Origin of the sequence: Pimelobacter simplex (genome assembly GCF_900114845.1) — a bacterium.
In the GTDB taxonomy this organism is placed as follows: Bacteria; Actinomycetota; Actinomycetes; order Propionibacteriales; family Nocardioidaceae; genus Nocardioides; species Nocardioides simplex.
Map to the genome: position 1 here is coordinate 96,810 of NZ_FOUK01000008.1, position 26,840 is coordinate 123,649.

Annotated in this window: 25 protein-coding genes; 20 read left to right on the plus strand and 5 right to left on the minus strand. The window is 72.3% G+C overall.

All coding sequences use genetic code 11. From position 1 onward, the window contains the following. The first annotated feature begins 31 nt into the window (after window positions 1–31). The 12 genes from BM223_RS26580 (at window position 32) to bar (ending at window position 16,020) form a co-directional block, all read left to right on the plus strand. The gene (locus BM223_RS26580) at window positions 32–1,258 is read left to right on the plus strand and encodes a PucR family transcriptional regulator (protein WP_052138336.1); all 1,227 of its coding nucleotides are present in this window, start codon (window positions 32–34) and stop codon (window positions 1,256–1,258) included. Between the two features lie 146 nt (window positions 1,259–1,404). Continuing rightward, a complete protein-coding gene (locus BM223_RS26585; protein ID WP_200887082.1) occupies window positions 1,405–2,769 on the plus strand; it encodes a uracil-xanthine permease family protein in 1,365 nt (454 codons plus the stop codon). Further along, window positions 2,766–3,635: an FAD binding domain-containing protein gene (locus tag BM223_RS26590; RefSeq protein WP_038677482.1), complete on the plus strand. Its 870-nt coding sequence runs from the start codon at window positions 2,766–2,768 to the stop codon at window positions 3,633–3,635. Before BM223_RS26585 ends, BM223_RS26590 begins: the two co-directional genes overlap by 4 nt. After that, window positions 3,632–4,129, plus strand: a complete 498-nt coding sequence (locus BM223_RS26595; protein ID WP_038677483.1) for a (2Fe-2S)-binding protein — start codon at window positions 3,632–3,634, stop codon at window positions 4,127–4,129. Before BM223_RS26590 ends, BM223_RS26595 begins: the two co-directional genes overlap by 4 nt. Further along, complete coding sequence (gene cutA, locus BM223_RS26600) at window positions 4,126–6,504, plus strand: aerobic carbon-monoxide dehydrogenase large subunit (RefSeq protein ID WP_038677484.1); 2,379 nt, start codon at window positions 4,126–4,128, stop codon at window positions 6,502–6,504. Before BM223_RS26595 ends, cutA begins: the two co-directional genes overlap by 4 nt. Continuing rightward, entirely contained in the window at window positions 6,501–7,136 is a 636-nt protein-coding gene (locus tag BM223_RS26605) for an SRPBCC family protein (protein ID WP_038677485.1), read from the plus strand. The genes cutA and BM223_RS26605 overlap by 4 nt, the downstream gene beginning before the upstream one ends. Next, window positions 7,133–8,533 carry an amidase gene (locus tag BM223_RS26610; protein ID WP_038677486.1) on the plus strand — a complete coding sequence of 467 codons (1,401 nt, stop codon included), beginning with the start codon at window positions 7,133–7,135 and terminating at the stop codon, window positions 8,531–8,533. The genes BM223_RS26605 and BM223_RS26610 overlap by 4 nt, the downstream gene beginning before the upstream one ends. Before the next feature lie 467 nt (window positions 8,534–9,000). Then, window positions 9,001–11,079, plus strand: a complete 2,079-nt coding sequence (locus BM223_RS26615) for a hydantoinase/oxoprolinase family protein (protein ID WP_038677487.1) — start codon at window positions 9,001–9,003, stop codon at window positions 11,077–11,079. 1 nt (window position 11,080) lies between these two features. Further along, window positions 11,081–13,084 (plus strand): hydantoinase B/oxoprolinase family protein, encoded by a 2,004-nt coding sequence (locus BM223_RS26620; RefSeq protein ID WP_082003575.1) that lies wholly within the window; start codon window positions 11,081–11,083, stop codon window positions 13,082–13,084. A gap of 8 nt (window positions 13,085–13,092) precedes the next feature. Further along, entirely contained in the window at window positions 13,093–13,902 is an 810-nt protein-coding gene (locus BM223_RS26625) for an SDR family oxidoreductase (RefSeq protein ID WP_052138337.1), read from the plus strand. Window positions 13,903–13,964: 62 nt separating this feature from the next. Next, window positions 13,965–14,912, plus strand: coding sequence for a carbamate kinase (locus BM223_RS26630; RefSeq protein WP_038677488.1), 948 nt, complete (start codon window positions 13,965–13,967; stop codon window positions 14,910–14,912). Window position 14,913: 1 nt separating this feature from the next. Continuing rightward, a complete protein-coding gene (bar, locus tag BM223_RS26635) occupies window positions 14,914–16,020 on the plus strand; it encodes a barbiturase (protein WP_038677489.1) in 1,107 nt (368 codons plus the stop codon). A gap of 153 nt (window positions 16,021–16,173) precedes the next feature. Here the strand turns inward: bar and BM223_RS26640 are convergent, their stop codons facing one another. Both BM223_RS26640 and BM223_RS26645 read right to left on the minus strand, forming a co-directional pair. Beyond that, window positions 16,174–16,584, minus strand: coding sequence for a VOC family protein (locus BM223_RS26640; RefSeq protein WP_038677490.1), 411 nt, complete (start codon window positions 16,582–16,584; stop codon window positions 16,174–16,176). Window positions 16,585–16,646: 62 nt separating this feature from the next. After that, window positions 16,647–17,393 carry a helix-turn-helix transcriptional regulator gene (locus BM223_RS26645; protein ID WP_075018781.1) on the minus strand — a complete coding sequence of 249 codons (747 nt, stop codon included), beginning with the start codon at window positions 17,391–17,393 and terminating at the stop codon, window positions 16,647–16,649. 74 nt (window positions 17,394–17,467) lie between these two features. Between BM223_RS26645 and BM223_RS26650 the strand changes: the two genes are divergently transcribed. Next, a complete protein-coding gene (locus BM223_RS26650; RefSeq protein WP_038677491.1) occupies window positions 17,468–17,845 on the plus strand; it encodes an MmcQ/YjbR family DNA-binding protein in 378 nt (125 codons plus the stop codon). Here BM223_RS26650 and BM223_RS26655 read toward each other — a convergent pair. Further along, the gene (locus tag BM223_RS26655; RefSeq protein WP_235319189.1) at window positions 17,842–18,516 is read right to left on the minus strand and encodes a PaaI family thioesterase; all 675 of its coding nucleotides are present in this window, start codon (window positions 18,514–18,516) and stop codon (window positions 17,842–17,844) included. The genes BM223_RS26650 and BM223_RS26655 overlap by 4 nt on opposite strands. Before the next feature lie 16 nt (window positions 18,517–18,532). Here BM223_RS26655 and BM223_RS26660 point away from each other — a divergent pair, with 16 nt between their 5' ends. From BM223_RS26660 to BM223_RS26670, 3 genes are all read left to right on the plus strand, one after another. After that, window positions 18,533–19,303, plus strand: a complete 771-nt coding sequence (locus BM223_RS26660) for an enoyl-CoA hydratase-related protein (RefSeq protein WP_038677492.1) — start codon at window positions 18,533–18,535, stop codon at window positions 19,301–19,303. A gap of 71 nt (window positions 19,304–19,374) precedes the next feature. Continuing rightward, entirely contained in the window at window positions 19,375–19,935 is a 561-nt protein-coding gene (locus BM223_RS26665; RefSeq protein ID WP_038677493.1) for a YciI family protein, read from the plus strand. Next, window positions 19,932–20,261: a GNAT family N-acetyltransferase gene (locus BM223_RS26670; RefSeq protein WP_038677494.1), complete on the plus strand. Its 330-nt coding sequence runs from the start codon at window positions 19,932–19,934 to the stop codon at window positions 20,259–20,261. The genes BM223_RS26665 and BM223_RS26670 overlap by 4 nt, the downstream gene beginning before the upstream one ends. 26 nt (window positions 20,262–20,287) lie before the next feature. Here the strand turns inward: BM223_RS26670 and BM223_RS26675 are convergent, their stop codons facing one another. Then, window positions 20,288–21,820: an MFS transporter gene (locus tag BM223_RS26675; protein WP_038677495.1), complete on the minus strand. Its 1,533-nt coding sequence runs from the start codon at window positions 21,818–21,820 to the stop codon at window positions 20,288–20,290. Further along, window positions 21,817–22,443, minus strand: a complete 627-nt coding sequence (locus BM223_RS26680; RefSeq protein ID WP_038677496.1) for an SAM-dependent methyltransferase — start codon at window positions 22,441–22,443, stop codon at window positions 21,817–21,819. The genes BM223_RS26675 and BM223_RS26680 overlap by 4 nt, the downstream gene beginning before the upstream one ends. Window positions 22,444–22,550: 107 nt before the next feature. Here BM223_RS26680 and BM223_RS26685 point away from each other — a divergent pair, with 107 nt between their 5' ends. The 4 genes from BM223_RS26685 to BM223_RS26700 are packed head-to-tail and all read left to right on the plus strand — an operon-like array spanning window position 22,551 to window position 26,837. Continuing rightward, on the plus strand, window positions 22,551–23,159 hold the full coding sequence (locus BM223_RS26685; protein WP_038677497.1) for a helix-turn-helix domain-containing protein: 609 nt from the start codon (window positions 22,551–22,553) through the stop codon (window positions 23,157–23,159). A 56-nt stretch (window positions 23,160–23,215) separates the two neighbouring features. Beyond that, window positions 23,216–25,210 (plus strand): thioredoxin domain-containing protein, encoded by a 1,995-nt coding sequence (locus BM223_RS26690; protein ID WP_038677498.1) that lies wholly within the window; start codon window positions 23,216–23,218, stop codon window positions 25,208–25,210. Then, window positions 25,207–25,953, plus strand: a complete 747-nt coding sequence (locus BM223_RS26695) for a matrixin family metalloprotease (RefSeq protein WP_052138339.1) — start codon at window positions 25,207–25,209, stop codon at window positions 25,951–25,953. The genes BM223_RS26690 and BM223_RS26695 overlap by 4 nt, the downstream gene beginning before the upstream one ends. Next, window positions 25,950–26,837, plus strand: coding sequence for a DUF1353 domain-containing protein (locus tag BM223_RS26700; RefSeq protein ID WP_038677499.1), 888 nt, complete (start codon window positions 25,950–25,952; stop codon window positions 26,835–26,837). Before BM223_RS26695 ends, BM223_RS26700 begins: the two co-directional genes overlap by 4 nt. Window positions 26,838–26,840 lie beyond the last annotated feature (3 nt).

Sequence of the window (26,840 nt, forward strand, 5' to 3'; positions counted from 1 at the left end):
CTCGGGCGACCCCATCACCGACCATGGCTTCATGGACGTCGAGGACCTCGCCGAGTCGCTGGCACAGCTCGTGCTGGCCGGCGCCGACCTCGACGAGCTCGTGGCGACCATCGGCGAGGTGCTCGAGGCCGAGGTGGCCGTCACGACCACCGACGGCCGCGAGCGCGCGGCCCGGATGGACGACGACACCCGGGCCCGGCTGGCCGACGCCGACCTGACCGACGAGACCGGCCGGCTGCGCGTCGAGTGGCTGGGGGAGTGGTTCGGCCGCGAGAACCAGCCGATCACCGGCTCCCGGATCCACCGGGTGCCGCTCGCGACGCCGACCCAGGCCCTCGGGCACCTGGTCGCCGTCGTCGCCCGCGAGCTCGGCGAGCGCGAGGTGACCGCGCTCAACCGCGCCGCCACCGCCGTCTCGCTCTCGATCACCCGCGAGCAGGCGGTCTCCGCCGTCGAGCACAAGTACCGCGGCGACTTCCTCCGCGACGTCTTCCTGGGTCGGGCCGGCTCCGAGGAGTTCGTCCGCGAGCACGTCGCCGGCTTCGGCTGGGAGCTCGGCGGCCCGCACGTCGTCGTCGTCGCCCAGATCGACCCCGACCCCAGCGGCCAGCCGGTCGCCGTCGAGGACCAGCGCCAGTGGCAGGGCCGCTTCGCCAACGCCTGGCGCCAGGTCGCCGGCGCGGTCGACAAGGCCATGCCCATCGCCGACTTCGGCTCCGAGGTGGTCGCCGTCCTGCCCGGCGACGACGTCGCCGCCACCGCCGACCTCGTCCGCCGCCTGGTGCACGCCGTGGCCGGCGACAAGGGCGGCGGCCGGCGCCCGTTCTCGGTCGGCGTGGGCCGGGTCGCCCCGGGCCCGGCGACGCTGCCGGACAGCTACACCCAGGCCCGGCGCGCGCTCGAGGTCGGCCGCCGCTTCCGCGGGTCCAGCACGACCACGTGGTTCGACGACCTCGGCCTGCACCGGCTGATCGCGATGGTGCCCGACACCGCCGAGCTGCGCGCCTTCGCCGACGACGTCCTGGGCGAGCTGGCCGAGGCCACCGACGAGGCCGCGACCCTGCGCGAGACGCTCCAGGTGCTGCTCAACACCAACTTCAACGTGGCCGAGGCGGCGCGCACCCAGTTCTTCCACTACAACACGATGCGCTACCGCGTCGGCAAGCTCGAGCGGCTGCTCGGACCGGTCGCCTCGGACCAGAACCTGCGCCTCGACGTCGCCGTCGCCCTCAAGGTCCTGGAGGTCGTCGGGCACTGAATGCCGACCACGGCGCCTAGGGGCAACATTCGACACCAGATCGGCATGCCTTTGGCGAAACTGGCCAGTGAGGTGTGACGTGGGCCTCAATAGGTTGGTCCCTCTGGGCTCGTCCAGGAGGCAGCCCCGAAGGAGGAGGACTCAGCATGTCGATGTTCAAGTGGGAGGTAGTCGACCCGGCTCCCGGTGAGCCGGTCGCGCCCCACCAGCGGCTCCCGTGGGGCCGCACCATCGGACTGGGCGCGCAGCACGTCGTTGCGATGTTCGGTGCGACGTTCGTGTTCCCGCTCGTCATGGGCCTGGACGCGAACCTGGCCATCATGTTCTCGGGTGTCTGCACGATCGGCTTCCTGCTGATCTGCAACAACAAGGTTCCCAGCTACCTCGGTACGAGCGCCTCGTTCGTCGCCGGTGTCGCTGCGATCCGTGCACAGGGCGGCGACTCCGCCGACGTGACCGGCGCGATCATGGTCTCGGGCCTCGTGCTCGTCGTCATCGGTGTCGCCGTGCACTTCGCCGGCGCCGGCCTGATCCACAAGATCCTGCCGCCGGCGGTGACCGGTGCCGTGGTCATGCTGATCGGCTTCAACCTGGCGCCGGTCGTCGCGGGCGTCTACTGGCCCCAGGACCAGTGGATCGCGCTGCTCACCGCCGCGTTCCTGGTCTGCGCCTCGGTGCTGCTCCCGGGCTTCTGGTCCCGGATCGCGGTCTTCCTGGCGCTGATCTTCGGCTTCGTGGCCTCGATCTTCGCCGACAAGATCTTCGGCTCGATCACCTCGATCACCGGCAGCAGCAACGGCGTCGCGGTCGAGCACGACCGCGTCTCGTGGGACCTGGTCGGCAAGGCTGACTGGATCGGCTTCCCGAGCGGCAAGCTCGCCGACGGCGTCTCGGTCATCCACGGCCCGAGCCTGTCGATGACGTTCATCCTCCTCGTGCTGCCGGGCGTCATCGCGCTCATCGCCGAGAACACCGGCCACGTCAAGGCCGTCGCCGAGATGACCGGCGACAACCTCGACCCCTACATGGGTCGCGCCATCGGTGCCGACGGTCTGGCCACCGCCTTCGCGAGCGCCTTCGGCGGCTCGCCCACGACGACGTACGCCGAGAACATCGGCGTCATGGGTGCCACCAAGGTCTACTCGACCGCGGCCTACTACGTCGCCGGCATCGTCGCCATCCTGCTCGGTCTGTGCCCGAAGTTCGGGGCCATCGTGAACGCCACCCCCGGCGGCGTCCTCGGCGGCATCACCGTCGTCCTGTACGGCATGATCGGACTGGTCGGCGCCAAGATCTGGGTCGAGAACCGTGTCGACTTCGGCGACCCGGTCAACATGGTCGGCCTCGCGGCCGGCCTGATCGCCGGCATCGGCGGCGTCTCGCTCAAGATCACCGACGACTTCCAGCTGGGTGGCATCGCCCTCGGCACGATCCTCGTCATCGTCTTCTTCCACGCTGTCAACCGCCGCAAGGCGGAACTCGGATCAGGTGAGGTGACCAAGAGGCTGTGAAGCCCGCACCGTTCGACTACGTCCGGCCGGGGTCCCTGGAGGAAGCCCTCCAGGCCCTGGCCGGGCATCCGGAGGCCAAGGTCCTCGCCGGAGGCCAGAGCCTCGTGCCGCTGCTCTCCATGCGGCTCGCGGCTCCGGCCGTCCTCGTGGACATCAACGAGCTGCCGGACCTCGACCACGTCAACGTCGGCGCCGACGGCGTCCGGGTGGGTGCGCTCGCCCGGCACGCCCAGGTGCTCGCCGACGCCGACGTGGCGCGGGTCCAGCCGCTGGTGACGAAGGCGCTCGCCAACGTCGCCCACGCGACCATCCGCAACCGCGGGACGACGGTCGGCTCGCTGGTCCACGCCGACGCGGCGGCCGAGATGCCGATGGTGCTGCAGCTGCTGGGCGGCTCCCTCGACGTGGTCGGACCGCAGGGGCGCCGGACCATCCCGGTCGAGGAGCTCTACGTCGGCCCGCTCGAGTCGAGCCTGCACCACGACGAGATCGCCGTCGAGGCGTTCTTCCCGGCGCTCGCCGCCGGCACGGGCGTCGCCTTCGAGGAGATCGCCCGCCGGCACGGCGACTACGCCATGTGCGGTGTCGCGGCCGTCGTCACCGTCGACGGCGAGCGGGTGGTCGCGGCCAAGGCCGGCTACCTCTCCGTCTCCGACATCCCGGCCGTGGTCGACCTGACCGAGGCGCTCGACGGCGAGATGACCAACGCGTCGCTGGCGCGGGCGGCCGACGCGGCGCTCGCCGTCCTCGAGCCGGAGACCGACATCCACGCCACGGCCGACTACCGCGCGCACCTCGCCCGGGTGCTCACCGCGCGGGTCGTCTCCGCGGCCTACCAGAACGCTCGTGAGGAGCAGCAGTCGTGACCGAGCAGATCCACGAGATCCGGCTGACCGTCAACGGCGTCGAGCACGAGACGGCCGTGCCCGCCCGGCGGCTGCTCTCCGACGCGCTGCGCCACGACCTCGGCCTGACCGGCACCCACGTCGGCTGCGAGCACGGCGTCTGCGGTGCCTGCACCGTCCTGGTCGACGGCCAGCCGATGCGCAGCTGCCTCATGTTCGCGGTCTCGGCCGCGGGCCACGAGGTCACCACCGTCGAGGGTCTCGAGAACCCCGACGGCACGCTCGGCCCGGTGCAGCAGGCGTTCCGCGAGTGCCACGGCCTGCAGTGCGGCTTCTGCACGCCGGGCTTCCTCACCACGATCACCGCCGGCATCGCCGAGAACCCCGAGCCCACCGAGGACGAGGCCCGCGACATGATCGCCGGCAACCTCTGCCGCTGCACGGGCTACCAGAACATCGTCAAGGCGGTCTGCCGCGCAGCCGAGCTGGCCCGCGAGAGCGAGGACGTCCAGTGACCACCAAGATGATGGGCGCCAAGGTCCAGCGCGTCGAGGACGAGCGGCTGGTCCGCGGCACCGGGCGCTACGTCGACGACGTGGCGCTCGACGCGCTGCACACCGCCGTCCTGCGCAGCCCCCACGCGCACGCCCGGATCGTCTCGATCGACGTCGACGCCGTGCTCGACGTCGAGGGCGTCCACGCCGTGTGGACCTACGACGACCTCGAGGGCGCGATGGCCGAGCCGCTGCCGCTGCTCATCCCGCACCCCACGCTGACCCAGGGCCGCACCCAGTACGCGCTGGCCAAGGACGAGGTCAACTACGTCGGCGAGGCGATCGCCTTCGTCGTCGCCGACGACCGCTACATCGCCGAGGACGCGCTCGCCCGGATCGCCGTGGAGTTCGAGCTGCTGCCCGCCGTCGTCGGCGTCGAGGCCGCGCGCGAGGCCGCGAACCTGGTCCACGACGACGTCCCCGGCAACGTGGCCGCACGCATGGAGCAGTCCAACGGCGACGCCGCCGCGGCCATCGCCGCCGCGCCCCACACGCTCTCGCTCGACCTCAAGATCGAGCGCAGCGCCTGCATGCCGATGGAGGGTCGCGGCACCGTCGCGCGCTGGGACCCCGACCAGAACCGGCTGCAGGTGTGGACCTCCACGCAGACCTCCACCGGCGTCCGCGCCGCCGTCGCGGCCAAGCTCGGCCTCGACCTCGGCCAGGTCGACGTCATCACGCCCGACGTGGGCGGCGGCTTCGGCGTCAAGATCGTGCACCCGTGGCCCGAGGAGCTCCTCGTCCCGCTCGCCGCGCAGAAGCTCGGCCGCGCGGTGAAGTTCACCGAGGACCGGCGCGAGCACTTCATCTCCTCGGCCCACGAGCGGGCGCAGGTGCACCACGTCGAGGTCGGCTTCGACGACGAGGGCCGTGTGCTCGGGCTCGACGTCCGCTTCTGGCACGACCACGGCGCCTACACGCCGTACGGGCTGATCGTCCCGATCATCACCTCGACCCAGCTGCTCGGCCCCTACAAGCCGGGCGCCTACCACGTGCAGTTCGACTCGCTCTACACGAACACGGTCATCGTGACGCCCTACCGCGGCGCCGGCCGGCCGCAGGGCTGCTTCGTGATGGAGCGGACGATGGACGCGATCGCCGCCGAGCTCGGCAAGGACCGCGCCGACGTCCGCGCAGTCAACTTCATCCAGCCCGACGAGTTCCCCTACGACCAGGGCCTGATCTTCCAGGACGGTCGCGAGCTCAAGTACGACTCCGGCGACTACCCGGCGATGCTCGACAAGATCAAGGAGCTCGTCGACTGGGACAACTTCGAGTCGTTCCGCGAGGCGAAGGCCGCCGAGGGCAAGCGAGTCGGCCTCGGCCTGGCCTGCTACGTCGAGGGCACCGGCGTCGGCCCCTACGAGGGCGCGCACGTGCACATCGAGACGTCCGGCAAGGTCAAGGTCGCCACCGGCCTCACCTCGCAGGGCCAGGGCCACCAGACCGCGTTCGCGCAGATCGTGGCCGACGAGCTCGGCGTTCGCTTCGAGGACGTCGAGATCACCACGGGCGACACCCGCCGGATGGCCTACGCCGTGGGCACCTTCGCCTCCCGCGCCGCCGTGATGAGCGGCTCGGCGATCCACCTGGCCGCCAAGCGTGCCAAGGAGAAGGCGCTCCGCATCGCGGCCGACGCGCTCGAGGCCGACATCGACGACCTCGAGATCGTCGACGGCGTCGTCAGCGTCAAGGGCACCGACTCGTCCATCCCGCTCGGCACGATCGCCGTCCTGTCCAACCCGCTGCGCTACGCCTTCGACGAGGCGTCCAAGGCGGCCACGCAGTTCAACGTCGGCGACCCGACGAAGCCGCCGGTCGCCGAGGACGACGAGCCGGGCCTCGAGGGCAAGGACTTCTACTCGCCGCCGCGCTCGACGTTCGCCTCCGGCATGCACGCCGTGATCGTCGAGACCGACGTCGAGACCGCCGAGATCCGGATCCTCAAGTACGCCGTCGTCCACGACTGCGGACACCTGATCAACCCGATGATCGTCGAGGGCCAGATCCACGGCGGTGTCGCGCAGGGTGTCGGCGGTGCGCTCTACGAGCGGATGGCCTACGACGAGTCCGGGCAGCTGCTCAACGCCTCGTTCATGGACTTCCTCATGCCCTACGTCACCGAGGTGCCCGAGAGCATCGAGATCGACCACCTGGAGACCCCGTCTCCGCTCAACCCGCTCGGCATCAAGGGCGCGGGCGAGGCCGGCGTGATCCCCGGGTCCGCCGCGTTCGCCGCCGCCATCGAGGACGCCGAGCGCCTCACCATCACCGCCATGCCCATCTCGCCGTCGGAGCTCTTCGCGCTCCGTGCGGCCCAGAAGGAGTCGAAGTGAAGATCTCCGGTCAGAACACCATCGCCGCCCCCGTCGAGAAGGTCTGGGACGCGATCTTGGACCCGCGGGTCCTCGTGGCGACGATCCCCGGCTGCGAGCAGCTCGAGGCGACCGGTGAGAACGCCTACGCGATGACGGTCAGCGCCGGCGTCGCGGCGATCAAGGGCACCTACTCGGGCTCCTGCGTGCTCGAGGACCTCCGCAAGGGCGAGGGCCTCACCATGAAGCTCAAGGGCGCCGGCGCGCCGGGCACCATCGACGCGACGGTCCTGGTGACCTTCGCCGGCTCCGGTGACGAGACGGTCCTGTCGTACGACGCGGACGCCGTCGTCGGCGGCATGATCGGCGGCGTGGGCCAGCGGATGCTGACCAGCGTCTCGCGCCGGATGGCGGCCGAGTTCTTCGGCAACGTCGAGAAGGTCATCGCCAACGGCCTGCCGGCCGAGGTGGCCGCTGCCGAGCCGACGGTGTCGGCCGAAGGGGCGCCGGTGTTCGCGGCTGCTCCGAAGGCCGCGCGCGCCGGCGCCGGTGCCGCTGTGGGTGGCGAGTCGTTCCTCATGGGCGTCGCGGTCGGTGGCGGGCTCGTGCTCGCCGGCGTGATCGTGGGCGGGCTGCTGGGCCGCCGGCGATGACGTCCGGCACCTCGCTCTCGGTCGACTCGACCGCGCGCGAGCAGGCGGCCGCCGTCCGTCGTCGGGAGGTGTCGGCGCGCGAGCTGCTCGACCTCCACCTCGAGCGGATCGCCGCCCGCAACCCCGAGCTCAACGCGATCGTCTCGCTCGACGAGTCGCGAGCTCGCGCGGGTGCTGCTGCGGCCGACGAGCTGCTCGCCTCGGGTGCCGAGGTCGGTCCGCTGCACGGACTGCCGTTCGCGTTCAAGGACACCCACGCGGTGGGCGGCTGGCGGACGACGTACGGATCGCCGGTGATGGCGGCCAACGTTCCCGAGCACGACGAGCTCATCGTCGAACGGGTGCGCGCCGCCGGCGCCGTGACCATCGGCAAGACCAACGTCCCCGAGTTCGCGGCCGGCTCCCACACGTTCAACCCGGTCTTCGGCACCACCCTCAACCCGGTCGACCCCACCCGCTCCGCGGGCGGGTCCAGCGGGGGAGCGGCGTGCGCCCTGGCGGCCGGCATGGTGCCCCTCGCCGACGGCTCCGACATGGGCGGCTCCTTGCGCAACCCGGCGTCCTTCTGCGGCGTCGTCGGCATGCGCCCGAGCCTCGGCCGGGTGCCCGAGTGGCCGCTCTACAACCAGTGGGAGACCACCTCCGTCGGCGGCCCGATGGCCCGCAACGTCGGCGATCTCGCGCTCCTGCTCTCGGTCATGGCCGGACCCGACCCGCGCGCCCCCCAGGCCCTCGGTGACCCCGGCGCTGTCTTCGCGGCGCCGGTCGCCGCGTCGCTGGCCGGGCTGCGGGTGGCGCTGAGCGTCGACCTGGCCGGCGCGATCGACGTCGACCACGAAGTGGCCGCCGTCGTCGAGGCGGCCGGCGCCGCCCTGGCCTCGGCGGGGGCCTCGGTCTCCGGTGCCGCGCCCGACCTGTCCCTCGCCGACGACACCTTCCGGACCCTGCGCGCCTGGCACTTCCAGGCCAAGCTCGGCCGCTTGCTCGCGGCGCACCCCGACTCGTTCAAGCAGTCGCTGGCCGACAACATCCGCGCCGGCGAGTCGCTCACCGGAGCCGACGTGGCCCGCGCCTACACCCAGCGCACCGCCCTGTCCGAGACGATGCGGTCGTTCTTCGGCTCGTACGACGTCCTGGTGCTCCCGGTCTCCCAGGTCCCGCCGTTCCCGGCGACCCAGGAGTTCCCGACCGAGATCAACGGCAAGCCCATGGCGACCTACCTCGACTGGATGCGCTCGGCGTACTTCATCACCGTCACCGGCTGCCCGGCCATCTCGGTGCCGTTCGGCACGACGTCGTCCGGCCTGCCCGTCGGCGTCCAGATCGTCGCGCGCCACGGCGCCGACCTCCGCCTGCTCGAGGTCGCCGCCGCCGTCGAGGCCCTGGCCGCTCGTTAACCCCCGCCGAAGTAGCAGGGTTCGACCCTCGAAGTCGCAGGGTTGGGCGCTCGAGGGTGCACGGTTGGGCCGGTCGGGCGCTGGTGAGGGTGGTTGCGGTGGCGGCCGCGCTTAGCCGACCGTCTCCCGCCGTCAAGGAGGCCTTCGGCCCCGCTGCGCGGCGCCTACGGCGTCCTTGACTGCGGGGCCCGGACGGCCGGCTGGCGGCGCGGGTGCCGGCACTCGCTGCGCTCGCGCCGCCGCTACGCGGCCGCCACCTCGGCTTCGCCTTCGGCTGCGCGGCCTTCGGCCTTTCGGTCGCCGGTCTCCCCGCTGCGCGACGCTCCCCGAACGGGCGCTTGGGGACGGGTTCTGGACATGGGCTCGCGCTCAGCGAAGTGTGGTCGTCAACTTCTGCCGACCAACTGCCATTCCCTCGGCAGAAGATGCCGTCGTGCGAAGCGACGCGGGTCACTTGAATGTGACCCATGACAGCGAGGCGGATCAGAATCGGCATCGACACCGGCGGCACGTTCACCGACGTCGTCGCCTTCGACGAGGAAAGCGGTGAGGTCGTCACGACCAAGACCCCGAGCACGCCGGGCAACCCGGCCGACGGGTTCCTGGCGGGCATCGACAAGGTGCTCGGCATCGCCCAGGCGCAGTTCGACGACGTGGTGGCGGTCAGCCACGGCACCACGGTCGCGACGAACCAGCTCCTCGAGGGCAAGGTCGACGCGCTGGGATTCATCACCACCGAGGGCTACGAGGCGATGCTGGAGATCGCCCGCCAGTCGGTGCCCGACGGGTACGGCAACTCGTACTTCTGGGTGAAGCCCGACCGGATCGTCCCGCGGGACCTGGTCAAGGGCGTCGGGGGACGCCTCGACTTCACGGGCGCGGAGATCCGCCCGTTCGACGAGGAGAAGGCCCGCGAGGTCGCGCGCTGGTTCAAGAACAAGGGCATCGACACGCTGGGTGTCTGCTTCCTGCACGCGTACGCCAACCCGGCGCACGAGGAGCGGATGCGCGAGATCATCGCCGAGGAGCACCCCGACGCGGTCGTCTCGATCTCGAGCGAGGTGCTGCGCGAGTACCGCGAGTACGAGCGCTCGATGACGACGCTCGTCGACGCGGCGGTCAAGCCCAAGCTGAGCCGCTACGTCAACAACATCAAGGACCGGCTCGCCCAGCAGAGCGGCCGGACCATCCCGTTCTACGTGATGAAGTCCAACGGTGGCGTGCTCTCGGCCGACGAGGTCGTGCACCAGCCCATCACGACGGTCCTGTCCGGTCCGGCAGCGGGCGCGCTCGGCGCGGCCCTGATCGCCAAGGTCGCCGGGTTCGACAAGGTCCTCACCTCCGACGGCGGCGGTACGTCGACCGACGTCTCCGTCGTCATCGACGGCGAGCCCACGCTGACCACCGAGGGCAGCGTCGGCGTCTACCCGTCCAAGATCCCGATGATCGACGTCGTCACCGTCGGTGCCGGCGGCGGCTCCATCGCGTGGCTCTCGCCCGAGGGCACGCTCAAGGTCGGCCCCCACTCGGCCGGCGCCGACCCGGGTCCGATCTGCTACCGCAAGGGCGGCACGGACGTCACGATCACCGACGCCCACGTCTTCCTCGGCCGGATCCCTCCCCACCTGCTCGGTGGCGAGATCCCGCTCGACGTCGACGCCGCGACGGCCGCGATCCAGCAGCTGGCCGGCAAGCTCGGCATCTCGGCGGAGGCCTGTGCGACCGGCATCCTCGAGATCTCCGCGTGGAACCAGGCCAACGCGCTGCGCCAGGTCACCGTCAAGCGGGGCCTCGACGTCCGCGACTTCGCGCTCACCACGTTCGGTGGCTCGGGCTCGCTGCTGCTGTGCCGGCTGATGGACATCCTCAACGTCCCGACCGTGCTGGTCCCGCCGAACCCGGGCAACGTCTCGGCCTTCGGCCTGCTCACGGTCGACGTCAAGAACGACTACGTGCAGACCCACGTCGCGCTCCAGGAGAACGTCGACACGGCCGACCTGCAGCGCGAGTTCGACGTCTTGCAGGCGCGTGCCGCCGAGGCCCTCGGCAAGGAGGGCTTCGCCGAGGCCGACCACGTCTTCGTGCGCACCGCCGACGTCCGCTACTTCGGCCAGGCCTTCGAGGTCCGGGTCGGCGTCCCGGACGGCCCGATCACCACCGAGACGCTGACGGCGGTCGCCGACCGCTTCCACGCCGAGCACAAGGTGCTCTACGGCTACGACTTCTCCGGCGACGCGTCGCAGCAGGTCGAGGTCGTCAACCTCCGGGTCTCGGGCGTCGGTCCGATCAAGCGCCCCGAGATCCTCCGCGCCGACGGCGCGAAGCCGGAGCCGCAGCCCACGGGCACCCGCTCCATCTGCTTCGACGCCGACGCCGGGTACGTCGAGACGCCCATCTTCTGGCGCCCCGACCTGCCGGCCGGCCAGGTGCTCACCGGTCCGGTGATCATCGAGGAGTTCGGTTCGACCGTGCCCGTCCACCCCGGCTTCACGGCCCGGGTCGACGACTACGCCAACATCATCGTGACGCGCTCGGAGGGAAACTGACATGTGCCTGAGCTGCCAGACCATCTCTGTCCAGAACCCCACCGCGCCGCGGACGTTCACCCACGAGGGTGACATCACCTCGCACCGCGCGCCGACCCAGTTCCCCTTCGGGACCCTGACCGAGGACGCCGGCCGCAGCGCCGACCCCGTCCTGGTCGAGATCGTCCAGGGCTCGCTGGCCGCCGTCGAGCACGAGGTCGAGACCGCCATCGCGCGGACCAGCCGCTCGCCGATGATCCGCGACGCGCACGACTTCCGTGCGGGCATCCACGACCGGCTGCTGCGCAAGCTCACCGGCCGCTCGTACTCCGCGCTCGTGCACCCGGTCGCCCGGGACTTCCCGATCGAGGAGATGAAGGAGGGTGACGTCTTCTTCCACAACGACGTCTACCTCTCCGAGGGTGGCATCGGCCACCTCCCCGACCTGTGCGTCACCGTCCCGGTGTTCGCGGGTCCGGAGGGGGAGCGCCGCGTCGTCGCGTTCATCCAGGCGTTCGGCCACCACGACGACATCGGCGGCGCGGTGCCCGGCTCCATGCCGTCCCACGCCACCAGCGTGTTCGAGGAGGGCCTCGCGGTTCCCCCGATCAAGCTGTGGGACGCCGGCGTGCCCAACCGCTCGGCGCTGACGATCATGACGCGCAACTCGCGCATGCCCGAGTCGCTCGCGGCCGACCTCGACGCCGAGTGCTCGGCCTGCCTGATGGGCGCGCGGCGCCTGGGCGAGCTGTTCGACCGCTACGGCATCGAGACCGTCGAGGCCTGCTTCGACGCCGTCATCGACCGGTCCACCGAGACCTACCGGCGCGAGATCCTCTCCAAGATCCCGGTCGGCACCTGGACCTGGGAGGACTACGCCGAGCACGACGGCGTCGACGACCCGCAGCTGCACACGCAGCGGATCACGCTGACCCGGACGGCGGCCGAGGACCCCGAGGGCGAGCGGCTCATCCTCGACTTCGCGGGCACCGGTCCGCAGGCCAAGGGCCCGATCAACCACTGCGGCGACTACTCCGACGGCGTCTTCCTCAAGAAGTGGCTCGCGCCGATCCTGCGCAACCTCGCGGACACCCCCGAGCGGATGGCCGAGCTCGACGTCAACGAAGGCGTCGTGCCGCTCATCGAGATGAGGTTCCCGCCGCCGGGGACGCTGCTCACGCCGGTCTTCCCGGCGCCGACCAACGCCCGGACGTTCGTCATCCTGCGCCTGCTGGGCGTGCTCGCCGGCGTGATCGCCAAGGCGGTCGACGGCAAGATGCCCGCCGACCAGGAGACGATCCGCTACACCGGCGTCTACGGCGAGGACCTCGAGGGCCGCTCGTACCTCATGCGCGAGGTGCTCGGCGGCGGCTCCGGCGGCCGCTACTACGCCGACGGCGAGGACACCATCCACGTCGTCCCGGACTCGCGGAACCTCCCGACGGAGTTCACCGAGTCGCGCTTCCCGTTCGTGGTCGAGTCGCTCGGCCTCGCGGTCGACTCGGGCGGCGCCGGTCAGTTCCGCGGCGGCCTGGGCTACGAGAAGCACATCCGGATGCTCAAGGACGCGAACTTCATGTCCATCGCGGACCGCTCGATCCTCGCCTGCTGGGGCGTCAAGGGCGGCAAGGCGGGCAAGCCGTTCCAGGTCACCATCGACCCGGGCGGCCCCAACGAGCGCGAGGTCGACGCCCTCGCCGACGCCGAGCCCGTCGTGGCTGGCGAGACCATCCGGATCCGCACCACCGGTGGTGGCGGCTGGGGCAACCCGCTCGAGCGCGACCCGGAGCTCGTCGTCCGCGACGTCGTGTGGCGCAAGGTCTCCGCCGAGGCGGCCCTCGCCGACTACGGCGTGGTCCTCACCGGCTCGCTCGACGACGACACCCTCGGGTACGACGCCGCGGCGACCGCGACCGAGCGGGCCGGCCGGCCCGCTCCGGCCGAGGACGACGTCTTCTTCGACCGGGGTCCCGGCTACGGCACCCTCTCCGGTGGCGCCACCGCGGCCGCGGTGGACACCCTCTGAGGATCGCCGTGAAGGTCGCGGTCCTCGGAGGATCGGGCAAGACCGGCCGCGCCGTCAGCGCGGCCCTGGCCCAGGCGGGCGTGGCGACACGCCCCCTGGGCAGGGCCGCGTTCGGCGACCTGCCGGCCGCGCTGGCCGGTGCCGACGCGGTGCACGTCATCGCGCCCAACCTCCACCCGGACGAGCCCGGGTACGTCAGCGCCGTGCTCGCCGCGGCGCAGCAGGTCGGCGTCGGCCGGCTGGTCTACCACTCGGTGGCCTCGCCGTACGTGCCGGCGATGCCGCACCACGTCGGCAAGGCCGAGGCGGAGGACCTGGTCCGCCGCTCCGGGCTGGAGTGGACGCTCCTGCAGCCCTGCGCCTACGTGCAGAACTTCGTGCCCGCGCTCGCCGCGCTGGCCGAGGGGAGCGGCGACCGGCTCGACGTCCCCTATGCGGTGCACACGCCGTTCGGCCTGGTCGACCTGCACGACGTCGCCGCGGCGACCGCGGCGGTGCTGACCACGCCGGGCCATGTCGGCGCGACCTACGAGCTCGGGGGACCGGCACTCGTGAGCGTCGCCGACGTCGCCGCCGCGGCGGCCGACGTGCTCGGTCGCCCGGTCGTCGCGCACCGGATCGACCCGGACGACTGGGGCGAGAGCGCCACCGGTCTCGACGAGCGCGAGCGGGTCTGGCTGCGCGCGATGTTCGCCTACTACGACGACCACGGCCTGCCGACCGGAGGGGTGCCGCTCGGTGCCCTGCTCGGCCGCGCCCCGGCAGGTCTTGGTGAAGTGTTGTCCCGGGAGCTGGCTGGCAGGAGTTGCCAGGGTTGACGCCCGGAGTTGGCTGATCCTCACGATGAATGCGGGTGACCCGGCTCACTAGGTTCGCTGTCATGAGAATCCTGCTCGCCCTCGGCGGCAACGCGATGACGTCCCCGGACGGCAGTGCCCGTCCGGAGGACCAGATCGCTGCCGCGACCGAGGCCATGGAGGCGGTCGCGGACCTCGTCGCCGAAGGCGTCGAGGTCCTGATCACCCACGGCAACGGTCCCCAGGTGGGCAACCTGCTCGTGAAGAACGAGCTCGCTGCCCCCGTCGTACCTCCCGTTCCGCTCGACTGGTGCGGTGCCCAGACCCAGGGCACCCTCGGCGACATCCTGATGAACGCCCTCGACGCGGCCCTCGCCGCGCGAGGCATCGCGCGTCCCACCGCGGCGCTGGTCACGCGGACCCGCGTCGACGCCGACGACCCCGCCTTCGCGAAGCCGAGCAAGCCGGTCGGCCGCTACCTGTCCGCCGACGAGGCGCAGACGATGATCGACCACGGCGAGACGTGGGAGGACCGCGGCGAGCGCGGGTGGCGGCGGATGGTCGCCTCGCCCGAGCCGCTCGAGGTCCTCGACGCGCCCGCTGCCGTCGCCCTCGTCGACGCTGGCTTCGTCGTGATCGCCAACGGCGGCGGTGGCATCCCCACCGTCCGTCGTCCCGACGGCACGCTCGCGGGCGTCGAGGCGGTCATCGACAAGGACCTCGGCGCGGCGCTCCTCGCGCGCGCCGTCGAGGTCGACATGCTCGTGATCGCCACCGACGTGGCGCACGCGATCCTCGGCTTCGGCACGCCGGAGGCCGAGGACATCGGCGAGGTCTCCCTGGACCAGATGCGTTCGTACGCAGCGGCCGGGCACTTCGCCGGAGGCTCGATGGGGCCGAAGGTCGACGCCATCTGCCGCTTCGTCGAGCGGTCCGGCCGCCTCGGCGTCATCACCGATCTCAGCAGCATCGTCGCTGCCGCCTCCGGCAAGGCCGGAACGATCGTCACTCCCAACCGAAAGGACGCCTGACATGCCTTCTGCCATCGAGGTCCGCAAGGTCCCGATCCACTCCGTCGCGGACGCCTCCGAGCTGGCCAAGCTCATCGACGACGGCGTCTTCGCCGCCGACCGCGTCATTGCGATCATCGGCAAGACCGAGGGCAACGGCGGTGTCAACGACTACACCCGGATCATCGCCGACCGCGCCTTCCGCGAGGTGCTCGTCGCGAAGGGCGCTCCGGAGGAGCAGGTCAAGGGCGTCCCGATCGTGTGGTCCGGCGGCACCGACGGCGTGATCAGCCCCCACGCCACCATCTTCGCCACGGTCGACGTCCCCGAGGACGACCCGAGCCGCAACGAGCAGCGCCTCACCGTCGGCTTCGCGATGAGCGAGCCGATCCTGCCCGAGGAGATCGGGTACGTCGCGATGATCGAGAAGGTCGCCGCCGGCGTGAAGGTCGCCATGGAGCGGGCCGGCATCACCGACCCCGCCGACGTCCACTACGTGCAGACCAAGACCCCGCTGCTCACCATCCACACCATCCGCGACGCGCACAGCCGCGGCAAGGAGGTCTGGACCGAGCACACCCACGAGTCGATGGACCTGTCGAACGGCGTCACCGGCCTCGGCATCGCCGTCGCGCTCGGCGAGATCGAGATGCCGACCGACGCCGACGTCATGAACAACCGCGACCTCTTCTCGTCGGTCGCCTCGTGCTCGTCGGGTGTCGAGCTCGACGTGGCCCAGATCGTCGTGGTCGGCAACGCCACCGGCGTCGGCGGCCGCTACCGCATCGGCCACTCGGTGATGAACGACGCGCTCGACCAGGACGGCATCTGGGAGGCCATCAAGAACGCCGGCCTCGACCTCCCCGAGCGCCCGCGCACCGCGGACCTCGACGGTCGCCTGGTCAACGTCTTCCTCAAGTGCGAGGCCTCGCAGAACGGTGAGGTCCGCGGCCGCCGCAACGCCATGCTCGACGACTCCGACGTGCACTGGCACCGCCAGATCAAGTCGTGCGTCGGTGGCGTCACCGCTGCCGTGACCGGCGACCCGGCCGTCTTCGTGTCGGTCTCGGCCGCGCACCAGGGTCCCGAGGGTGGCGGCCCGGTCGCCGCCATCGTCGACCTCGGCTGAGCGACCCGAGCGCCCGCGCACCTGCGAGGACGAACGACGCGCTGAGCCACCCGGACCGAACGTCCGGGACCGGCCACGCCGTGTAGCCCCGGCGTGAGCCGTGGCCAGGAGGGGCCCGACCTACCGGTCGGGCCCCTTCGCCGTGCCCGGGGCTCATCGGGCCGGCGGGGAGAAGACGCTGAACTGGTTGCCGGCCGGGTCGCGCAGGTAGGCGAACGTCGGGACGCCGAGCCCGACGTCGAGGTGCTGGCTGAGCACGGTCCCGCCCAGGTCGGTGGCGGCGGCGCACGTGGCGGCCACGTCGGCGACGAGGATCGAGAACACCGCGTGGCCCGGCAGCTGTCCACCGGTGCCGAAGATGCCGCCGGAGGGGGCGCCGGCACCGCCGGGCGCAGTGACCAGGCGGTAGTCGAGGCCGCCGGCCTGGGAGGCCTCGTCGGCCGCGAAGGACCAGTCGAACAGGCCGCCGTAGAACTTCTCGGCGGCACCCGGGTCGTCGGTGGCGATCTCGAACCAGGCGACGGTGCCGGGAGCCGGTGGGGTGGGTGCGGGCGTGGTGGTCATGGTGCTTCCTCCTGGGAGTCGGTGGGCGATGACGACCACGCTCCCAGCGGTTCGCGACAGCCCTATGTCGGTGTTTCCGCGGACATCGCAAGAATCTTCTCCGGCCGCAGCGCCGTCTCGGGCCGGGCGATGAGCTGACCGGGGATCTCGGGCTCGATCGGCCGCCGCGGGCCGCGGGGGAGCGCGGGGGTCCGCTCGGCCCGGGTGATCCGGTCCATCCGGAACACCCGGTCGTCCTCGCGCAGCCGGCACCAGGCGGTGAGGTACGACCCCCGCGGCCCGACGACGACGTGCTGCGGCTCGACCTCGCGCTCCGACTCGGCCCCGTCGACGTCGACGTACCCGATCCGGAGCACCTGGTTGCGCCGCACGGCCTGCCAGATGGTCTCGGCGACCGCGGCGTCGGGCGCCGCCCCGACGGCGACGACGAGCCGCACCTTGGCCGCGGCCGTGCGCGCCTCGGCCAGCGCGGCCGGCGGCATCGCGGCGACGATCTTCTGCAGGGCCGAGCGGGCGTCGCGGGCGAAGAGGACGTGCGCGCTGCTGCTCAGCGCCATCGCGAGCGCGGTCGCCTCGCGCGGGGTGAAGTTGAGCGGCGGCAGCGTCATCGACGGGTCGAGGCTGTAGCCGCCGGTGCGGCCCTGCTTGGTGGCGAGCGGGACGCCGGCCTGGCCCAGCGCGCTGAGGTCGCGCTCGACCGTGCGGACGCTGACCTCGAAGTGGGCGGCGAGCTGGCTCGCCGTCCGCCCGCGGGGGCCGGCGGCGCGCAGCTCCTCGACCAGCGCGTAGAGACGGTCGGTGCGGTTCATGTCCGGCACGCTAGGCGCGAGCGGGGACAGTGCTCGCCCGGCGGCCTGTCGGTGTCGTGTGGGAGATTCGGGTCGTGGCCCGAAAGACCCGTCCCGACGTCCCCGGCGACTACCTCGCCCGGCTCCGCGCGATCTTCGCGCGCCTGCCCGAGTGCGCCGAGGAGGACGCCTGGGTGGGCGTGCGCTGGCGGGTGGCCGGGACGACCTCGACCGTGGCCCACGTGTTCGGCGGCGAGGACCAGCTGTTCCGGATCGTGTTCCGCGCCGAGCCCGACGAGGTGATGGCGTTCCAGCACCTCGGCGCGCCGTACTTCCGGGCCGAGTGGGGCGGCAACGTCGTCGGGATGCTCATCGACGACGACACCGACTGGGTCGAGCTCGGTGAGCTGCTCACCGACTCCTACTGCCTGCAGGCCCCGCCGCGACTGGCCGACCTCGTCGACCGCCCCTAGCCCTCGGCCGAGCGCGACCAGCCCTGCTCGGTCTCGTCGATCGGCGCCCAGCTCGGGATCAGGAACAGCCCGGTGGCCTCGACGGCCGCCTCCTCGCCGGGCACGCCGATGGTCGCCGCGACGGTGATCTTGCGGCCGTTCTCGTCGGCGATGCGCGCGTCGAGCCGGACCGGTCCGAGCGGCAGCGGTCGGCAGTAGCGCAGGGTGAGCGTGCCGGTCATCGTGAGCCGCTTGAAGCCGCTCGCGGTCTCGCCCATGATCTGGTCGAGCAGCAGTGCGGAGACGCCGCCGTGGACCATCCCCGGCGGACCTTCGTACGCCGCGCCGAGCGTCACCTCGGCGTAGGCGGTCGCGTTGTCGTCGTCGTGCACGTTCAGCACCGGCGGGGCGATCGCATTGCCCCGGCCGACGACCGCGTTGCCCCAGTTCCAGGAGCGGCCCTCGGAGTTGAACCGCACCCCGGCCGGACCGGGCAGCTGGGCCACGCGCAGGCGGGCGACGAGCGCGTCGACCTCGTCGCGCACGGCGACCAGCTCGTCGTCGGCGACCGTGCTGCGGATCGTCGCGTCGACGAGGTCGCGCACGGAGTCGGTGAGCGAGGAGAGGACCTTCTCGCGACGGTCGACCTCGGCCGACGGGATCTCGTCGTGGACGAACATCTCCATGGTCATCCCTAGATTGTCCCGTATGAGCGACAGCACCGGTGCCCCGGCCGTCCAGACCATCCGCGTCGACCGGACCCTCGTGATCGGGCTCGACCGGCCCGCCAAGCGCAACGCCATCAACGGCGCCGTCACCCAGGGCCTCGACGAGGCCCTCAACCTCCTCGAGGACGACGACTCGCTCTGGTGCGGCGTCCTGACCGGCGGGCCGTCGGTCTTCTCCGCCGGTGCGGACCTCGCCGAAGGCCCTGGCGAGCCGACCGAGCGCGGCGGGATCGCCGGGATCATGTCGCGGGCGCGACCCAAGCCGCTCATCGCGGCCGTCGAGGGCTACGCGCTCGGCGGTGGCCTGGAGCTCGTGCTGGCGTGCGACCTCGTCGTCGCCTCCCGGACGGCGACCTTCGGCTTCCCCGAGGTCAAGCGCGGCCTGATGCCCGACTTCGGCGGCGTCTTCCGCGCGCCCCGCGTGCTCCCGGCCAACGTCGCCCGCGAGATGCTCCTCACCGGCGAGCCCATCGACGCCGAGCGCGCCGAGCGCCTCGGTTTCGTCAACCGCCTCGTCGAGCCGGGCGCGACCTTCGACGTCGCCCTGGGCCTGGCCGCCACGATCAGCGGCAACGCGCCCCTCGCCGTACGGGAGGCCCTGGCGCTGGCCCACGACGAGATCAACGGCGACGAGACCGCGAGCTGGGCCGCCAGCCACGCCGCGCACGAGCGGCTGCTGGCGACGGCGGACGTCGCCGAGGGGGTCACGGCCTTCTTCGAGCGGCGCGAGCCGCGGTGGTCGGGGCGCTGATCGTGGCGGCCGGGGGCCGGCGGTCGACGAACGCCGGCCGGCAGCCGGTGGAGACCCGGTAGAACTGAGCCATGGACTTCCTCGTCTACCACCGTGACCGTCCCGGCTCGGGCGACCTGCGCCGCGCGCTGGTCGAGGAGCACTGGTCCTACATGGACGGGTTCGCCGAGACGATGATCGCTCGGGGTCCCACCTTCGACGAGTCCGGCGAGGTGCTCACCGGCAGCGTCCACGTCCTCGGCCTGCCCGACCCGGCGGCCGCGTGGCGCTTCGCCTTCGAGGAGCCGTCGTACCAGGCGGGTGCCTATCGCGACGTGCTCGTGCGCCGCTTCCGCAACGACCTCGGGCGCACGATGTGGGACTTCGCCGGAGGGCGTGACGGGGACGATCGCTACCTCGCGATCGGGTGGGGACCCGCGCCCGGGCCGGAGCCCGTCGTACCGGACTCCGGTGACCTGATCGGGTGCGGCGCCCTGCTCTCCGACGACGGCGAGGCCTGGCTCGGGACCGCCGTGCTGGTGCGGGCTGCGGGGGTCGACGCGGCGCGGGAGGTGCTCGCCGGGCATCGGTACGATGCGGTCGAGGTGCACCGTTGGCACTTCGGTGGCCGCCGGACGGAGGACCAGGGATGAGCACGGTGAACCACGACGAGCTGTCGGTGACGAACGAGCGGGACGCGAGCCGCTACGAGATCCGGGACGGCGACAAGGTGCTCGGCTTCGCGGCGTACCAGGAGGCCAAGGACCTGATCGTCTTCACCCACACCGAGGTCGACAGCGAGCTCGAGGGTGCCGGCGTCGGCTCGCACCTGATCCGCGCGGCGCTGGACGACGTACGGGGGAGCGGGCGGCTGGTGCTGCCGGTGTGCCCGTTCGTGCACGCGTTCATCGTGCGCCACCCGGAGTACGCCGACCTGGACTACCGCAACCACCGGGCGCCGTCGACCGCGCGGGACTGAGCCCGTCCCGCGCCGCCGGCCGCTCCTCAGGACTGCTCGGGGCCGCGGGTGAGCACGTGGACGAGCAGGACGCCCATCACCGCGGCGCCGACCCACATGGCGTGCTGCCAGCCCTCGACGAAGGAGTCCTGGGCAGCCCGGACGAGCAGGTCGGACCGGGATCCGGCTCCGTCGGCCGCGGCGATCGCGTTCGCGACCCCTTCGCGGGCGGTGTCCGCGAGGTCGTCGGGCAGGCCGCTGAGCCGGCCGTCGATCGCGTTCCGGTACCCGGCCGACAACAGGGCGCCGAGCACGGCGACGCCGAGGGCGGTGCCGAGCTCGCGAGTGACGTCGTTGAGCGCGGACGCGACGCCCTGGCGCTCGCGGGGCAGCGAGCCCGTGATGGCCTCGGTCGACGGCGTCATCGACAGGCCCATGCCCAGTCCCATGGCGAGCATCCCGGGCAGGACGGAGAGGTAGCCGTCCTCCCGCGAGACCAGGGTGGCCATCAGGATGAGGCCGACTCCGCCGAGGAGGACGCCGGCGGCCATCGTCGACCGGGCGCCGATGCGGGTGGACGCCCGGGGTGCGAGTCCGGAGGCGAGCATCATCAGCAGAGCCATCGGCATCATCGCCAGCGTGGCCCGCAGCGCCGACCAGCCGAGGACGGCCTGCAGGAACGGGAAGAGCACCACGAAGATGCCGGCCTGCACGCCGAAGACCACGAGCAGGGTGATCGATCCGCTGGACAGTCCACGTCTGCCGAACAGGCGGACGTCGAGCAGCGGCGCCGGCTGACGTCGCTCCCAGCCGACGAAGGCGAGCGCGGCAAGGATGCCCCCGACCAGTCCGAGGACGGTCGTGGGTTCGGACCAGCCGTGCACGGGGCCTTCGTGGAGGGCGTAGATCAGGCCGACCACGGCCAGCACCGAGAGGATCGAGCCGACGACGTCGAAACGGTGCTCGGTGTGCTCGCGCGAGTCGGGGACGGCGCGCACGATGACGACGACGGCAACGAGGACCAGCGCCACGGGGAGGACGAAGAGCCAGCGCCAGCTCGCGACGTCGACCAGGAGCGCGGACAGGTACATCCCTAGGATGCCGCCGCCACCGGCGACGGCCGTCCACGCGCCGATGCCCTTCGACCGCTCCTCCGGCGGGAAGGTCGAGGTGATCACGGCGAGGGTGACGGGCATGATCATCGCCGCGCCGATCCCGGCGGCGAGCCGGGCGACGAGCATCACCTCCGACGAGCCGGCGACGCCGGCCGCGACATTGGCGGCCCCGAAGAGGGCGAGGCCGACGAGGAGGACGGGCTTGCGCCCGAGCCGGTCGCCGAGCGCTCCGAACGGCAGGAGGAACGCGGCCAGACTGATCGTGTAGAGGTTGATGAACCAGAGCACGGTGCTCTGCGAGGCGTCGAACTCGACGGCGAGCTCGGGCTGCGCGACGTTGAGTCCGGTGACCGACGCGATGACGGCCATGAGCGCGATGCAGACCGCGATCAGGATGGCGCGGCGCCGCCGCGGGTCGTCGATGACCGACTCCTCCTCGGCCGCGGCTCCGGGTTGCGTGGTCACAGCTCTTCCTTCCGGGCCGCCCGGACGATGACGTCGTGGAGGCTCGCCGTGCGGCCTCGTGGTCCGCGGGTCGTCCGGTCGAGCTCCACGGCGGTCTCGACCTTCCACACGTCGGGGTCGAGCAGCGCGGTGATCGCTGCCGCGGTGGCTGATGCCTCCGCGGGCGGCTGGTCGTCCTCGTGGTGGTGGTCGTGCGCGTGCCCGACGACCAGGAGCGTCCCGCCCGGGGCGACCCAGCTCGAGATGCGGCGGTAGAACTCGAGCTGCGGCATCGCGGGGTGCGCGTAGTGGGTGGTGACGAGGTCGTAGCGGAGGTCTGGCTCCCAGGCCGCCAGGTCGGCCCGCACCCAGTGCACCTTCCCGGCCAGCCCGGCGGCCTCGGCGCGCAGCTCGCCGAGCGCCAGCGCCTCGGCGGCGATGTCGGCCGCGGTGACCGTCCAGCCCGCCGAGGCGAGCCAGATGGCCTCGGCGCCCGCGCCGCAGCCCGCATCGAGCGCCGAGCCCGGTCGCAGCGCGGCGACCTCGCGTCGGAGATGGGGGTTCGGGTCGCTCGAGCCCATCGCCCCCGCGCGTTCTCCGGACCAGATGTCGTCCCAGTACTGCTGGTCGAAGGCGTGACCCATCAGTTCCTCCTCTAGCGGTGAGTGCGGCCACGGCCGGCCGCACTCCGAGAGTGGCGTCAGGGATGGCCTATTCGCAAAGATCTTTGCCGAATGGCAAACTGGTGGGCATGGACGACACCTCCCGGACGCTGGACGCCGTCGGTCCCCGCCTCAAGGAGCTGCGCCAGCGACGTGACCTGACGCTGAACGAGCTCGCCGACGAGACGGGAGTCTCGATCAGCACCCTGTCGCGTCTCGAGTCCGGACTCCGGCGTCCGACGCTCGAGCAGCTCCTGCCGCTCGCACGCGCCTACGGGGTGACCCTGGACGAGCTCGTCGATGCGCCGGAGACGGGTGATCCGCGCGTCAACCTGAAGCCGCTCCCGACCAAGGACGGCAGCACGATCCTGCCGCTGAGCCGGCGTCCGGGCGGGATCCAGGCCTACAAGTTCGTCCTGCCCGCGGGCCGCGACGACGACGAGCCCGACCTGCGCACGCACGAGGGCTACGACTGGGCCTTCGTCCTCAGCGGGCGGCTGCGCCTCGTGCTGGGGGAGCACGACCTCGTCCTCGGTCCGGGTGAGGCTGCCGAGTTCGACACGCGCACCCCGCACTGGTTCGGCGCCACGAGTGCGGGACCCGTGGAATTCCTCAGCCTGGTGGGGAAGCAAGGAGAACGTGCCCACCTCAGGGCCGCCCCTCGACGCCGGCTGCGCGGACCGGACGACGACGCCTGAGCGCTCGCCCCGGTCGGCGTCCCGCACTTCTTCCGTGACAGGAGAGACTGGTTCTCGTGAACCGGCTGAAGCACGCGACCAGTCCGTACCTCCTCCAGCACGCCGACAACCCCGTCGCCTGGTGGGAGTGGGGCCCGGACGCCTTCGCCGAGGCCCGCCGCCGCAACGTCCCGATCCTCCTGTCGGTCGGGTACGCCGCCTGCCACTGGTGCCACGTGATGGCCCACGAGTCCTTCGAGGACGACGCCACGGCGGCGTACCTCAACGAGCACTACGTGAGCATCAAGGTCGACCGTGAGGAGCGGCCGGACGTCGATGCGGTGTACATGCAGGCGACGACGGCGATGACCGGTCAGGGTGGGTGGCCGATGACGGTGGTGATGGACCACGAGGGGGCGCCGTTCTTCGCGGCGACGTATCTGCCGGACCAGCCGCGGCACGGGTCGCCGTCGTTCACGCAGGTGCTGCGGGCGTTGAGCGATGCCTGGGTCACCAAGGGGGACGACGTGCGGGCGACGGCGGGCAAGGTGGCGGCGCACCTGCGCAACGAGGCCGCGCTGCCGGCGTACGCGCTGACGGGGGAGCGGATCGACGGGGCGGTCGCCACCCTCGCCCAGGAGTACGACGCGCAGGCCGGCGGGTTCGGGAACGCGCCCAAGTTCCCGCCGACGATGGTCCTCGAGTTCCTCCGTCGCTACGCCGGACAAGCGCGCCAGGCGCACCAGGAAGCCCGGCACATGCTGGCGCGGACGGTCGCGGCGATGGCCGGGAGCGGCATGTACGACCAGGTGGGCGGCGGGTTCGCGCGCTACGCGGTCGACCGCGCCTGGGTGGTGCCGCACTTCGAGAAGATGCTCTACGACAACGCCCAGCTGCTGGGTCTCTACGCGCGGCTCGGCACCGAGCAGGGTGACCGGATCGCGGCCGAGACGGCGGACTTCCTGCTCCGCGAGCTGCGCACCGACGAGGGCGGGTTCGCGTCGGCGCTCGACGCCGACAGCCCGGCCGAGCCGGGCGGGCACGCCGAGGAGGGCCTGTTCTACGCGTGGACGCCGGCCCAGCTGGTCGACGTCCTCGGCCCGGACGACGGCGCGTGGGCGGCCGAGCTCTTCCAGGTGACCGACGAGGGCACCTTCGAGCACGGCATGTCGACCCTCCAGCTGCGCCACTTCCCCGACGATCCCGCCGAGATCGCACGGCTCGCGAAGGTCCGCACGCTCCTGCGTGAGGCCCGCGAGCAGCGCCCCCGTCCGGCCCGCGACGACAAGGTCGTGGCGGCCTGGAACGGCCTGGCGATCAGCGGGCTGCTCGACGCCGCGCGCCGGCTCGGTCGCCCCGACCTCCAGGAGGCAGCGGAGGCAGTCGGTGAGCTGCTCGTCCGACTCCACCTGCGCGACGGCGGCCGGCTGCTCCGGGTCTCGCGCGACGGCGTCGCGGGGGCGCACGCGGGCGTCCTGGAGGACTACGGCTGCGTGGCGTCGGGCTTCCTGGCGCTCGCCCAGGCCACAGCCGACGCGCGCTGGCTGCACCACGCGACGGCTTTGATCGACAGCGCGCTGGAGGGCTTCGCCGCGCCCGACGGGGGCTTCTACGACACCCGCGACGACGCGGAGGCGCTGGTGACCCGGCCCCGCGACCCCGGCGACAACGCCTCGCCGAGCGGGTTCAGCGCGCTCGTGCACGCGCTGGTCGAGGCGCACGCACTGACCGGCGAGGGCCGCTACCGCGACGCCGCCGAGCGGGCGATCGCCACCGTGGCGGTGCTCGCCGACAAGGCGCCGCGGTTCGCCGGGTGGTCGCTCGCCGCGGCGACGACGATGCTCGACGGGCCGCTCGAGGTCGCTGTCGTCGGACCGGCCGGGCCGGCCCGGGACGCCCTCGAGCGGCGGGCGCTGGCGCTGCCCGGCGCCGTCGTGGTCGCAGCCGACGGCCCGAGCGACGCCATCCCCCTCCTCGCCGGCCGGACGGCGGTCGACGGCCTCGCCGCGGCGTACGTGTGCCGTGGCTTCGTGTGCGAGCGCCCGGTCACCGATCCCGCGGCGATCGGGTGAGCGAGCGGTGGCGCTCCGGCGCCGTCCTCCTGCTGAGCGCGGCGCTCTTCTTCGTCGTCCTGCTCATCGGCCCGGGCAGCGAGCTCGACTCGCTGCGCCGCCTGGTCGGGCTCGGCGGCGACCGGCTCGGTGATCCCGCGGAGGTCGGGAAGGGCGGCACCTACGCCTTCCTCCAGCACCAGCGCGGGAGCAAGGACGAGCCCGTCACCTGGGACCCGTGCCGCGAGGTCCACTACGAGATCAACCCCGACCAGGCGCCCGGCAGCGACGACGACGCGGTCGACTTCGTCCGCGAGGGCGTCGACGAGGTCGCCGGCATCACCGGTCTCCGGTTCGTGTACGACGGCACCACCGACCGCCGTCCCGACACCGGCGGCGCCCGGTTCGGGCGCCCCGAGCCCGTGCTGATCGCGTGGGCGACCGACGACGAGGTCGACGACCTGGCCGGTGACGTCGCGGGCGTCGGCGGGGCCACGGCCCAGTCCGGCCCGGGGACCGAGTGGCGCTGGTACGTCACCGGCGGGGTCACCCTCGACGCCGACTCGTTCGACGACCTGGAGGACCGCCGCAACGGCGAGGGCTTCCAGCGCGCGATCCTCCTCCACGAGCTCGGCCACCTCGTCGGCCTCGACCACGTCGACTCCGACCACGAGCTGATGCACCCCGACGGCAGCGGGCTGCTCGACTTCGCGAGCGGCGACCTCAACGGGCTGGTCCGATTGGGCCAGGGCGAGTGCCGATGAGCCCGTGGGCGGCACTCACGCCGGAGCCCGAGCGGTTCCACGACGAGGGCTCCGCCGACCCGCCGCGCATCGTGCTGGAGCGGGTCGAGTCCGGCGACGTGCACCGGCGCACCGAGAGCTTCCGGATGCTGCACCGGATCGCCTACCGCGACCGTGAGTACGGCGACCTGCTGGTCCCCGCCGACCCGGCCACGTTCGAGACCGACCTGACGTCCGTGCCGACGATCTTCACCTGGCTGGTGCCGCGGACCGGGCGGCACCTGCCGCCCGCGCTGCTCCACGACGGGCTCGTGCACGGCCGGCACGAGCCACCGACGTACCTGTCGGTCGACGGGCACGTGCTCGACCGGGTGGCGGCCGACCGGGTGTTCCGGGCGGCGATGCGCGACACCGACACCGGTCCGGTGCGCAGCTGGCTGGTCTGGTCGGCGGTCACGCTCGGCACGATCTGGTCCGGCTCGACGGCGTGGTCGTCCGCGCGGCACCTGCGCTACCGCGCGACGGCCGCCGCGAGCCTGGTCGTCGTCGCCGTGCTCGGGGTGCTGGCGACGCTCGACCTGCTCGACGTCGTCGACGTCGTGCCGTGGATGGGGGACCGGCCGTTCGCGGCCGAGCTCGTCGGCGGGCTGGCCGGCGCGGTCGTCGTCCCGCTGCTGCTGGGGCTGACCTGGGGCCGGTTCGCGATCGCGGGCGCGGTCACCGGCATCGCGCTGGCGGTCCTGCTCCACGTCACGGTCGTGCTCGCGCTCATCACGCTGGCCTACCAGGCCGCCGAGTGGGTCGCCCGGCGCCGGCCGGTGGCGGCCGTCGCGATCGCCGCCGTCGTGGTGGGCGCCCACGTGGTGCTCGTCATCTTGTTCGTCGGCCCATTCCGCTGGAGGTGACCG